2 protein-coding genes are annotated in these 13,328 nt (G+C 68.8%); both read left to right on the forward strand.

All coding sequences use genetic code 11. The features are described from left to right. The first annotated feature begins 1 nt into the window (after position 1). On the forward strand, positions 2-11,512 hold the full coding sequence (locus WMF36_RS15315) for a tetratricopeptide repeat protein (RefSeq protein WP_437580348.1): 11,511 nt from the start codon (positions 2-4) through the stop codon (positions 11,510-11,512). A 179-nt stretch (positions 11,513-11,691) separates the two neighbouring features. Beyond that, positions 11,692-13,320, forward strand: a complete 1,629-nt coding sequence (locus WMF36_RS15320) for a serine/threonine protein kinase (RefSeq protein WP_437580349.1) — start codon at positions 11,692-11,694, stop codon at positions 13,318-13,320. The last annotated feature ends 8 nt before the right edge of the window (positions 13,321-13,328 follow it).

The raw sequence follows: 13,328 nt of genomic DNA on the forward strand, positions 1-13,328 counted from the left end.
AATGGATCTTGCGCAGCGTCTCAATCATCTCGAGTCGGTTCATGACTGGCAAGGGCTCGTCGAGGAGCTCGAGAAGGGGATTGCGGCCGAAGGGGACGCGACCCGGAAGGCGGCATATCACCTGAAGCTCGGGCGGCTGCTCGAGGAGAAGTTCCTTCAGGCCGTCAAGGCGCTGAAGCACTTCCAGGACGCGTACAAGCTGAATCCAGCGCTGCTCGAGGCGCTGGAGTCGGCTCGTTCCATCTACTGGGACCTCGGCAAGACCAACATGGTCCTGAAGCTCCTGGAGCTCGAGCTGAGGAACGCCCCCGAAGGGACCTCGGCCGCCGAGCTCCTCGTCGAGCTCGGCGACGTGCTCTGCGACGCGGGCGACTTCGAGCGAGCGACGGCGACGTACGCGCGCGCGCTCGGCGCCTCGGGCGGGACGAGCGAGGAGGCGCGCGCATGCCTCGGCGACATGCAGGTCGATCAGTCGTCGTGGGCGGCGCACATGGCGGAGCTGGTCGACGCGGCCGACGCCGCCGCGACCACGAGCGAGCGCAAGCGGCTGCTGCTGCGCGCGGCGCGCCTCGCGAAGCGCTTCGATCGCGGCCAGCTCGAGGGCCTGCTCCGGAGGGCGTACGAGACGGCGCCTTCCGACAAGCAAGCCGCGGCGATGTTCGAGGGGCTGCTCGCCGAGGAGGAGCGGCCGCAGGCGATCGTCGAGACGCAGCGTGGCATCCTCGAGTCGCGCGCCGGCGTGGCGCGCGGCGAGGCGGCGTTCAAGTTCGGCGTCCGCTGGGCCACGCGGCACCAGAACGTCGAGATCGGCTCGAAGCTCCTGGAGGAATCGCTCCGGTACGACCCCTCGAACGAGGCGGCGTTCGCCTACCTGCGCGAGCTCTGGGGGACGAAGGAGGGCAACTGGGAGCGCGTCGCGGCGCTGGCGGAGAGCGCTGCGAACCAGAACGGCAACTCCCCGTTCATGATCGCCCAGGCGGGCGGCATCGCCTGGCGGCAGCTCGGCAACCTCATCCGGGCCAGGAGCTGGTTCGAGCGGCTCTCGGCGGTCGCGCCGACGCACCCGAGCGTCAGCGCGTTCGAGGCGCAGATCGGCGAGCGCCTCACGGCCGCCGCGCCTGCTGCGCCGGTTGCCGTCGCGCCGGTCGAGCGGGCGGCGGACGTCACGCCGCTCCCCGTGAGCACGCCGGCGCCCGTGAGCACGCCGGCGCCCGTGAGCGCGGCGGCGCCCGTGAGCGCAGCGGCGCCCGTGAGCGCAGCGGCGCCCGTGAGCGCACAGGCTCCGGTCAGCGCGCCTGCCCCCCTGAGCGGCAGGGCGAGCACGCCTGCGGACGTTCCGGTCGATGCCGCGTCGGACGACGACAGCAACGCGAGGTCCTCGGTTGTCGGCGCAGAGCCGGCGCCGCCGCCGCGCGCTCCCGCCGAGAGCAGGCCTGCCGATTCCGAGGTCGGCCGGCGGCCGACCGCGCCGCCGCCCCCGGCCGCCGAGGTCGCGGGCCGCGTCGAGGAGCTCAAGGCGAAGGCTCAGAAGCAGGAGCAGGCCAAGCGGTACAACGAGTACGTCAAGACGCTGATCGAGATCGCCGAGGCGGTCTCGGATCCCGCCGAGAAGATCGAGAACTACTCGAAGGCGGCGGAGCTCTACTCGGGCAAGTTCTCGAACGCGGCCGAGGCGGTGAAGAGCTACGAGGCGATCCTCGCGATCGACGGCGAGCACGCGCAGGCGATCGATTTCCTCCGCCAGAGCTACGAGAAGCGACGCGACTGGGAGAAGCTCATCGGGCTGCTCCGCCGCGAGGCCGCCGCGCTCCCGGAGGGCGGCGAGCGCGCCGCGAAGTACCTCGAGATCGCGAAGCTCGCGTCGGAGCGGGTGAAGAAGGTCGACTTCTGCATCGAGCTCTGGGACGAGGTCCTCGCGAACGATCCGGAGAACCCTGAGGCGCTGAACGCGCTGGCGGGGCTCTACGAGAAGAACAAGGACTACCAGGCGTTCGCGCGGGTGCTCCAGAAGCAGGTCGACACGACCTACGACAGCACCCAGAAGCTCGCGCTCCTCAGCAAGCTCGCGCAGCTCTACGGCGAGCGCCTCAAGGACGACGAGGCCGCGGTCAAGGCCTGGCAAGAGGTGATCGCGCTGAACCCCCAGGACCGCAAGGCGCAGGAGGCGCTCAAGAAGGCGTACCTCCAGCTCCAGCGCTGGGACGACCTCGAGGTGTTCTACGCCGAGAGCGGCAAGTGGGACGAGTTCATCCGCGTCCTCGAGTCGCAGGAGGCGAAGGAGACCGACGACGCGGCCAAGATCAGCCTGCTGCTCAAGATCGCCGAGCTCTGGATGGTCCAGAAGCAGAAGGCGGATCGCGCGGCGCGCGCCTACGAGAAGGTGCTCTCGATCGACGTCGCGCACCTCGCCGCGGCCGAGGCGCTGATCCCGCTCTACACGCAGGCGAACAACTCGAAGGGGCTCGCCGGCGCCATCGAGGTGAAGCTCTCGCACGACCAGGACGACGCCTCCCGGCTCGACCTCTACCGGCAGGTCGCGGCGCTCTACGAGACGCGGCTGAAGGAGCCGCAGAAGGCGTTCGAGCGCTATCTCTCGGCCTTCCAGATCGCGCCGCAGGACGAGCAGTGCATCGATGACGTCGAGCGGGCCGCGCGCTCCACCGAGGGGTGGGACGCCCTCATCGACGCCTACTCGACGGCGATCGCGCGCGGCGAGAGCGAGGGGGACATCGCGCTCGGGGTCGATCTCCGGCTCCGGCTCGGGCGCGTGCTGCTCGATGAGGTGAAGCGCATCGACGAGGCGCTCTCGCAGTTCCGCGCCGTGTACGAGGCGGACGGCGAGAATCAGGCCGCGATCAGCGCGCTGGAACGGCTGTACCGCGAGACGGGCCGCTTCGGCGAGCTGCTCGGTATCTACGAAAAGAAGCTCGGCATCGTCACCGAGCCCGAGGAGCGCAAGCAGATCCTCTACGCCATCGCCGAGCTCTACGAGGGCGAGCTGCGCGACGCGGTGCAGGCGATCGCGACGTACCGCCAGGTGCTCGACGACGAGCCGACGGACCCGCAGGCGCTCGCGGCGCTCGACAAGCTCTACCGCGAGCAGCAGAACTGGGAGTCCTACGTCGACGTGCTCCGCAAGCGGATCGACTCCCCGCTCGACGAGGAGGCGCTCATCGACCTCAAGTTCCGGCTCGGGAGCACCCTCGAGAAGCACCTGAACGATGCGGCTGGAGCGCTCGAGAACTACAAGGAAATCCTGATCCTCGATCCGGGCAACGACGCGGCGCGCCTCGCGCTGGAGGCGCTGCTCACGAACGAGTCGCTGCGGGCCGAGGCGGCGGCCATCCTGCAGGAGATCTACGAGGGGCGCGGCGACTGGGAGAAGCTGATCCAGGCGCTCGAGATCCTCGCCGCGGCCGAGGGCGACACGGCGACGCGCGTCTCGCTGCTCCGGAAGGTGGCGCGGACGGCCGCCGAGAGTCTGAGCGACCTGAACCGCGCGTTCGACGCGCAGTCGCGGGCGCTCAAGGACGACCCGTCGCACGCCGAGACGCGGGCGGAGCTCGAGTCGCTCGCCGCGCAGGCGGGCGCCTGGGATCGGCTCGACGTCATCTTCAGCGAGATCGCCGATTCGCTGAGCGACACCCGGCTGAGCCGCGAGTACTGGATGCGGCTCGCGAGCACCCACGAGCGGCTCGGCAAGGTCGAGGACGCGGCGAACGGCTACCTCCGCGTGCTCTCGATCGATCCCGCCGACTCGGAGTCGCTGGAGGCGATGGACGCGCTCTACCGGCGCACCGAGCGCTGGGGCGATCTCATCGGCGTCTACCGGCGCCGCATCGAGCTCGTGCACGAGCCCGCCGAGCGCGAGGGCCTCTACGCGCAGATGGCCGAGGTCTACGAGCAGCGCCTCGGGCAGCCGGAGGAGGCGATCGCCGCCTACCGCGAGGTCCTCTCCATCGACAACACGAGCCTGGTGGCGCTCTCGGCGCTCGACGGGCTCTTCAGCCGCCAGGGCATGTGGGAGGAGCTGGCGGACAACCTCGAGGCGCAGCTCAGCATCGCGGCCGAGGAGGAGGCGCAGATCCGGCTGATGCTCCGGCTCGCCGCGCTGCGGGAGTCGCGGATGCGGCTCGTCGATTCGGCGATCGACATCTACCGGCAGGTGCTCGAGCGCGAGCCGACGAACGTCGAGGCGCTCGCGGCCCTCGAGCGCCTCGGCAAGCTCCCCGAGCACGAGGTCGCGATCGCGGAGATCCTCGAGCCGCTGTACCGCCAGTCGGGCGACTACCAGAAGCTCATCGGCGTGCACGAGGTGCAGGTGCGCCGCAGCGACGACGTGACCCGTCGCGTCGAGCTGCTCCACCAGATCGCCGTGCTCTACGAGGACGCGGGCGCCGACCTCAACTCGGCCTTCGACACCTACGCGCGGGCGCTGAGCCAGGATCCGGCCTCGGAGTCGACGCAGGAGGGGCTCGATCGGCTCGCGCGCGCGACCGGTCGCTTCGCCGACCTGGCGCGCGTGTTCGAGACGCTGGCGGCGCAGCAGACCGACGCGGAGCTCGCGAGCACGCTCTACACGATGAGCGCGCGCATCTACGAGGGCGACCTCGGCGACATGGACAGCGCCGTCGGGCACTACCGGCGCGTGCTCGAGATCGATCTGCGCAACCTGCACGCGGCCGAGTCGCTCGAGCGGCTGTTCCGGACGTCGGAGCGGTACAACGAGCTGTCGCAGATCCTCCAGCAGAAGGCGGAGATCCTCGACGACCTGAGCGAGAAGAAGCTCGCCCTGTTCCAGGCCGCGAGCATCGAGGAGGAGGTGCTCGATCGGCACGACCAGGCGATCGCCGTCTACGGCAAGGTGCTCGAGCTCGACGCCGAGGATCTGCGGGCGATCGACGCGCTGACCAAGCTCTACCTCAGCCTCTCGCGCTGGCAGGAGCTGCTGTCGGTCTACGCGAAGAAGGCCGATCTCGTCCTCGACTCGAACGAGAAGAAGCGCATCTACTACCAGATCGGCGCGGTGTACGAGCGCGAGCTCGGCAACGTCGCGAGCGCGATCGACACGTACCAGCGGGTGCTCGAGATCGATCCGGACGACCTGCAGGCGCTCGGGCGGCTCGACGTCCTCTACCAGACCTCGCAGAACTGGCTCGAGCTGCTCAGCGTGCTCCAGCACGAGGCGGAGATCACCGCGGACCCGGCCGAGGGCATCAGCTACCAGTACCGGATCGCGGAGCTCTACGAGAAGCACCTCGACGACGTCTCGCGGGCGATCGAGCTCTACCGCGATCTCCTGCAGCAGATGCCCGACCACGAGCCGACGCTCCGCGCGCTCGAGCAGATCAAGGACGGCAGCCGCGATCCGCTCGGCGCCGCGCTGGTGCTCGAGCCGATCTACGACGCGTCCGGCGAGTGGCAGAAGCTGATCAGCGTGCTCGAGGTCCGGGTCAAGGTGGCCGAGGACCCGTACGAGAAGGTCGACCTGCTCCACCGCATCGCGCGCCTCTCGGAGGAGATGCTGAGCGACCACGCGACCGCCTTCGAGACGTACGCGCGGGCGGTGACGTTCGACATCGGCAACGAGGAGTCGCTCGCGAACCTCGAGCGGCTCGCGATGATGGTGAACCGCTGGCCGCAGGTCGCCGCGCTCTACGACACGGAGCTCGGCCGGCTCGAGGAGGAGCCGTCGCGCTTCGTCGAGCTCGGGCTCCGGCTCGCGCAGATCTTCGAGACGCAGCTCGACGACATCGACAGCGCCGTCGCGCGCTACCGGCGCGTGCTCGACGTCGAGCCGGAGAACCAGACCGCGATCGCGTCGCTCGACCGACTGTTCACGGCGACGGAGCGGTGGAGCGACCTCGTGACGATCCTCTCGCGCGAGTCGGAGGTCGCCCAGTCGCCCGACGAGATCCTCGAGTTCAAGTACCGGCTCGGCGTTGTGTACCAGACGCGGCTCAACGACCTGCCGGCGGCCATCGCGGCGTACCGCGAGGTGCTCACCGCAGCCCCCGAGCACTCGCCCACGCTCGAGGCCCTCGAGGGGCTCTTCGCGGCCGGGATCAAGCAGATCGAGATCGGCGCGATCCTGGAGCCGCTCTACCAGGCGGCGGCGGAGTGGGAGAAGCTCGGCGGGGTGCTCGAGGCGGAGCTCACCCACCTCACCCAGGAGCCGGATCGGCTGTCGATGTACTACCGGCTCGGCGAGCTCCAGGAGGAGCGCCTCATCTCGCCGGACGGGGCCCTCGCCGTCTTCATCCGGGCGCTGAAGGAGTACCCGGGCGACGAGAAGACGATCGAGGAGGTCGAGCGGCTCGCCGGCTCGGTCGACGGCGGCTGGGAGCTGCTCGCCAACGCGTACGCCGACGTGCTGGGCATCCACGCCGACAAGGACGTGCAGACCAGCATCGGCAAGCGGCTCGCGCGGGTCTTCGAGACCGACCTCAGCGACGTCGCCAAGGCCGAGGAGACGTACCGGTACGTGCTCGGCATCGAGCCGCTCGAGGCCGAGGCGCTCTCGAACCTCGACCGGATCTACACGCAGCTCGAGCAGTACCCGGAGCTCGCGAGCGTCCTCGAGCAGCGGGTGCGCGCGACCGAGGATCGCCCGGAGCTCGTCGACCTGTACCTCCGGCTCGGCCAGACGTATGAGGAGCGGCTCGGGCAGCTCGACGACGCCATCCGCGCCTTCCGGCGCATCTTCGACGAGCTCGAGACGACGAACGAGCAGGCGATCAGCGCCCTCGAGCGCATCTACACGACCAAGGGGGCCTGGACCCAGCTCAAGGTCGTGCTGGAGCGGGAGCTCGAGAACGCGATGGGCGACAGCCAGGAGGCCGACATCCGCGCCAAGATGGCGCACCTGCTCGCCGATCGGCTGAACGACGTCCAGGGCGCGGTCGAGACGTGGAAGCGCGTCCTCGACCTCCGCGGCGAGGATCCGGAGGCGCTCGGGGCGCTGTCCAACCTGTACGAGCGGGTCGGGCAGTGGGCCGAGCTCTGCGACGTCCTCGAGCGACACTACGACATCGCGCTCGACGACGAGTCGCGCGTCGCGGTGCTCCTCCGCCGCGCCAAGCTGTTCCACGAGCAGCTCGGCCGCGACGACTCCTCGCTCGACGACTACCAGCGCGTGCTCGACATCGACTACGCGAACCTCGAGGCGCTCTACGCCATCGCGGCGATCTGGCGGCTTCGCAACGAGCCCGAGCAGATCGTGACCTCGCTCCACCAGACGGTGGATCGGGCGCGGGACGTGCTGCCGGCCGAGAACGTGATCGCGCTCTACCGCGAGCTCGGGACGACCTACCAGCACGTCCTCGGGCAGTCGTACGACGCCATCGACGCCTGGAGGAAGCTGCTCGACGTCGACCCGAAGGACTTCGAGGCGATGGCCGCCCTGGAGAACCTGCTCCGGGCCGAGGGGCGCTGGGTCGAGGTCATCGACGTGAAGATGGGCCGGGCGGCGGCCTACGAGTCGCCGGCGGACAAGGTGCGCGAGTACCTCGAGGTGGCGCAGATCTGGGAGCACCAGGTCGAGGAGAAGGACCGGGGCACGCTCGCGTACGAGAAGGTCCTGGAGCTCGACCCGACGCACGATCAGGCCTTCGCGGCGCTCGAGGAGCTCCACGACGCGGCCCGGCGCAGCGAGCCGCTCATCGAGCTCTACCTCGCGCGGCTCGAGTCGCGCGAGGAGGTCCACGAGAAGACCGACATCCTCCGCAAGGTGGCCCGGGTCTTCGAGGAGCAGCTCGAGGACAGGCCCCAGGCCTTCGACGCGCTGCTCACCGCGTTCGAGATGGACTTCTCCGACATGGAGACGGTCCGGTACCTCGAGCGCATGGCGCAGGCGACGAACCGCTGGCCCGAGCTCGTGCAGACGGTGAACGGGTGGCTGCAGCAGCAGACGTCCCCGGTCCAGAAGATCACGCTCTGCCTGCGGCTCGCCAAGTGGTACTCGGAGGACCTCGGTCACCCCGAGTACGCCCAGCCGTACTACCAGCAGATCTACGCGTACGACCCGAACAACGTCGCGGTGCTGCGCCAGATGGCGAACTTCTTCAAGAAGACCGGCCAGTGGCAGCGGCAGGGCGAGATGCTGACGAACGCCCTCAACGTCGCGGTGATCGACGTCGACCGGAAGGAGATCCTGACCGAGCTCGGCGAGGTCCTCGAGAAGCACATGGGCGAGGTCGAGCAGGGGCTCAGCTTCTACAGGCGCGCCCTCGACGTCGATCCGCTGCACCTCGCGGCCCTCGAGGCGCTGGAGCGGATCTACACGGATCGCGATCAGTCGAACGACCTCGTCGACGTCCTGCTCCGCAAGGCGCGGGCCGTCAGCGAGCCCGACGTCGTCGCGTCCGTGAAGCTGCGCACCGCCGGCCTCTATGAGACCAAGCTCGGCCTGATCGACAAGGCCGGCGCGGTCTACCGCGAGGTGCTGGAGATCGACGCGTCGAACCTCCTCGCGATGCGGGGGCTCGAGCGCGTGTACACGACCACGCAGCAGTGGCCGGATCTCGTGCGCGTCCTCGAGATGCAGCTCGACGTGGTCACCACCGAGCGCGAGCGCATCGACGTGCTGATGAAGATCGCGACCCTCCAGGAGGAGCAGTTCCTGAAGCCCGATCTGTCGGCCGCGCGGCTCGAGCAGGTGGTCGAGATCGACCCGACGCACGAGCCCGCGCTCGAGGCCCTGGAGCGCTGCTATCGCCGGCTCCGGCAGTGGCACGACCTCATCAACACGTACGATCGGCACATCAACGCCGCGGAGGAGCGCCAGAAGAAGATCGAGCTCTGGTCCCACACGGCGAAGGTCTACGCGGAGGAGATCGAGGACCTCGACCGCGCGATCGACGCCTACCTGAACATCGTCGAGATCCAGGACACGCACATCCCGTCCCTGGAGGCGCTGGCGAAGCTCTACGAGAAGCAGGACAACTCGGCGAAGGCCATCGAGTACATGACGCGCGTCGCGGACCTGACCGCCGACGGCAAGCAGCGCGTCGAGATGTACTTCCGGATCGGCCGGCAACTCGACGAGAAGCTCGGCGAGCGGACGCTGGCGCAGGAGCGCTTCGAGATGGCGCTCGATCTCGACCCCGCCCACGTGCCGTCCTTGGCGGCGCTGCGGGTGATCGCGATCGACGCGGCCGACTGGGATCGCGCGGCGCGCTACCTCGAACAGGAGCAGATGAACACCGACGCGCCCCGCGCTAAGGCGCGGCTGCTCGTCGAGCTCGGCAAGCTCCGCGACGACATGCTCGGCGAGCACACGCTCGCGGTGCAGGCGTACGAGATGGCGCTCCAGAGCGACCCCGACAACGAGGACGCCGCGATGCCGCTCCTCAACGAGTACGTCTCGACGGAGCGGTGGGCCCAGGCCGAGCCGCTCGCGGAGATGCTCGTCAGGAAGAGCGGTAAGCGCGACCGGTCAGAGCAGCACCGGCTGCAGCGGACCTTCGGCAGGGTCCTCGATCGGCTCGGCAAGGACGAGGCGGCGCTCAAGGCGTACACGGCCGCGCACAACCTCGATCTGACCGACCAGGAGACGATCCGTGGCCTCGCGGACGTGAGCTTCAAGCTCGGCGACTGGGCGAGCGCGCTGACGAACTACCAGAAGGTGCTCACCAGCCTCGACGAGGCCGAGACCGAGGAGCGCGCCACCGTCTACTACAAGCTCGGCTGCATCAAGCAGGCGCAGGGGCAGTCGAAGCAGGCGGTCAACAACTTCGAGAAGGCGCTCGGGGCCGACCCCGCGCACCGGCCGACGCTCGAGGCGATGGTCTCCGTCTACGACGCGCTCAAGGACTACAAGCAGGTCTGCCACTACAAGCGGCTGATCCTCGACAACATCATGGACGGCCCCGAGCGGTTCAAGATGTTGAACGAGATCGGGGACATCTGGGTCGAGAAGGAGAACAACATCTCGAAGGGCGTGGAGGCCTTCGAGGAGGCGCTCGATCTCGAGCCGCAGAACCACGTCCTGCTCCACAAGCTGCTCCAGCTCTACCAGCGCACGGGGCAGTGGGAGCAGATGGTCGACTGCCTCCAGCGGATCGCGGAGCTCGAGACGCAGCCGGATCGCAAGAGCCGCTACCTCTACACGATGGCGCAGATCTACCGCGACAAGCTGGAGGACCCGGCGCGCGCGGTGGAGCTGTTCAACGACACGCTGGACCTGAACCCGCACTCCCTCGAGGCCTTCGAGCGCATCAACAAGATCCTCACGGCGCAGAAGGAGTGGAAGCAGCTCGAGCGGGCGTACCGCAAGATGCTGCACCGGGTCGCCGGCAAGGGGAACACGGACCTCGAGTACAGCCTCTGGCACGCGCTCGGGCTCATCTACCGCGACCGGCTCGGCGACCGGACGGCCGCGGTCGAGACGTTCCGCATGGCGTCGCGGCTCAAGCCCGAGGACGCGACCGAGCACCTGATCCTGGCGGAGCTCTACGAGCAGTCGGAGCAGTTCGATCTGGCGACCGGCGAGTTCCAGGCGATGGTCAAGATCGACCCGATGAAGATCGACCCGTACAAGCGGCTCTACCGCCTGTACGTGGACGGCAAGCGCTACGACCAGGCCTGGTGCGTCGCGGCGGCGCTCGCGTTCCTCCGCAAGGCCGATCCGGACGAGCAGCAGTACTTCGAGGATTACCGCCCGCAGGGGCTGATCCCGGCGAAGAGCCGGCTCGACAACGAGCAGTGGATCAGGAACCTGTTCCACGAGGAGGAGAACCTCTACGTCGGCAAGATCTTCGAGATGATCGCGGGGGCCGCGCTCAGGGCGAAGATCGAGACGCTGAAGCAGAGGAAGGAGCTGCCGGTCCTCGATCAGCGGTTCCTGCAGGATCCGGCGACCTCGACGGTGACGTTCGCCCGGACCTTCGGCTGGGCGGCCAACGTCCTCGGCCTCCCGGCGCCGCGGCTCTACGTGCGGAGCGACGTGCCCGGCGCGCTCGTCGCGGTGGCGAACGAGCAGCCGGCGTCCGTCGCGGGGCAGACCGTCCTGACAGGGTTCTCGCCGCAGGACCTCACGTTCATCGTCGGCAAGCACCTCGCGATGTACCGCGGCGAGCACTACATCAAGACGCTGTTCCCGACGGTCACCGAGCTGACGGTGCTCCTCTTCGCCGGGATCAAGCTCGTCGCGCCCGACACGTCGGTGCCGCAGGACATCGAGAAGCAGATCATGGCCACCGCGCAGACGCTCCGCGGTTTCATGCAGCCGATGCAGCTCGAGGGGCTCCGCATGGTGGTCAAGAAGTTCCTCGCGGAGGGCGCGAAGGCGAACATCAAGCGGTGGGTCCAGTGCGTCGACATCACCGCGGCGCGCACCGGCCTGCTCCTCTCGGGCGATCTCGAGATCGCGAAGAAGATCATCGCCGCCGAGCCGCAGCAGCCCGGGGATCTCCCGCCCCAGGACAAGCTCAAGGAGCTGATCATCTTCTCGACAAGCGATCAGTATTTCGCGCTGCGTCAGGCGCTCGGCATCGCCATCGGCGAGGGGTGAGCGCGCGCAACTGCGAGCCCTAAGTAGCTGAATTCACCTCAACATCGGAGATCTGGGGCCGGGAGCCATCCGCTTCCGGCCCCACATCTCTCCGGCGTCCTCGGGAGGCATATCTCCATGAGTCTGCTTGACGAGTCAGCAATCCTTACGAACGATCGGGTGCTGTGACCTCGTCATCGATGATCGTCCGGCTCCCCGTGCAGTCCGCGAGAGGCTTCGGGAGATACAGGCTGATCGCAAAGCTGGGGCAGGGAGGGATGGCCGAGGTCTTCCTCGCTGCGCATCGCGGCCCGCTCGGCTTCGAGAAGCTGGTCGTGATCAAGCGGCTCAGGCCGGGCATCGCGACCGAGCCCGAGGTCAACGCGATGTTCCTCGACGAGGCGAGGCTCGCGGCGCGGCTGAACCACCCGAACGTCGTGCAGACGTACGAGTGCGGTCAGATCGACGACCAGTACTACATCGTGATGGAGTACCTGGAGGGGCACTCGCTCGATCGGATCTGCAGGAAGATCGACCCCTCACGTCATCGCGCGGTCTACCTGGCGATCCTCTCGGACGCGCTCGCCGGGCTGCACTACGCGCACGACCTCATGGACTTCAACGGGCAGCCGCTCCATGTGGTCCACCGCGACATCAGCCCGCACAACATCTTCGTCACCTACGACGGGCAGGCGAAGGTCGTCGACTTCGGCATCGCCAAGTGGGCGACGCGCGACGCGGACACCAGCACCGGCGTCGTGAAGGGGAAGATCCGGTACATGGCGCCGGAGCAGGCCCTCGCGACGATGGTGGACCGCCGCGCCGACGTCTTCTCGATGGGCCTCATCTTCTGGGAGCTCGTCGTGGGCGAGCGCTTCTGGGGAGATCTCTCCGACGTGCAGATCCTCCAGCGGCTCACGTTCGGCGAGATCCCGCAGCTGCGCGAGCGGTGGCCCGCGGCACCCGAAGCGCTCGAGCGGATCTGCTCGCGCGCCCTCGCCATGGCGCCCGAGGACCGGTACGCGACGGCGGCCCTGATGCGCGAGGACGTCGAGGCCTACCTCGCGACGATGGGCCGGCGCCCGTCGTCGGCCGAGATCGGCCGCCTCATCGGCGAGACGTTCGCGAACCGCCGGGCCGAGGTGCGGGCCGCGATCAGCGACCAGCTCGGGCGGCTCCACTCGGTCGCGGGCGAGGGCGCGGAGGAGTTCGAGGTCCTGCCGGTGCTCGAGGAGCGCGCCGCGGTGCCGTGGTCCCAGCGCATGACGATGTCGCAGATGTCGCAGCAGTTCGCCGCGCCGGTGGCGGACCCGATGCTGGGCGACGACAGCTCGCGCGAGGACAGCATCTCGAACCGCCAGACGATCCCGACGATCATGGTCGCCAACGCCAAGTCGACCCGGCGCAAGGCGCTGTGGAGCGCGGGGATCGCCGTGCTCTCCGTGCTGCTGATCGGCGGCACGTGGGCGGTCATCTCGCTGTTTCCCTGGACGTCGCCGGAGCCGGATCCTGTTCCGGTCGACACGACCGGCCCCGGGCCGACGCCCACCTTCACTCCGCCCGTCGTCGCCAATCTCATCGAGCTCCGGATCATCGCCACGCCGCTGGACGCGAAGATCTACCTCGATGATGTCGAGCTCCCCAGCAACCCGTTCTTCGCGCGGTTCAGCCGGGATGGCACCGGACACCGCATCCGGGTCGCGGCCGACGGGTACACCCCGGAGGCGCGCTTCGTGGTGTTCACGCGCGACGAGGTGCTGACCATCAACCTCCGCCCGGTGCAGCCGACGTCCCCCAAGCAGGGCGGCGGCGCCGCGCCCCGGAAGTGACGGGCGGG

Source organism: Sorangium sp. So ce887, from assembly GCF_051521455.1.
Classification (GTDB): domain Bacteria; phylum Myxococcota_A; class Polyangia; order Polyangiales; family Polyangiaceae; genus Sorangium.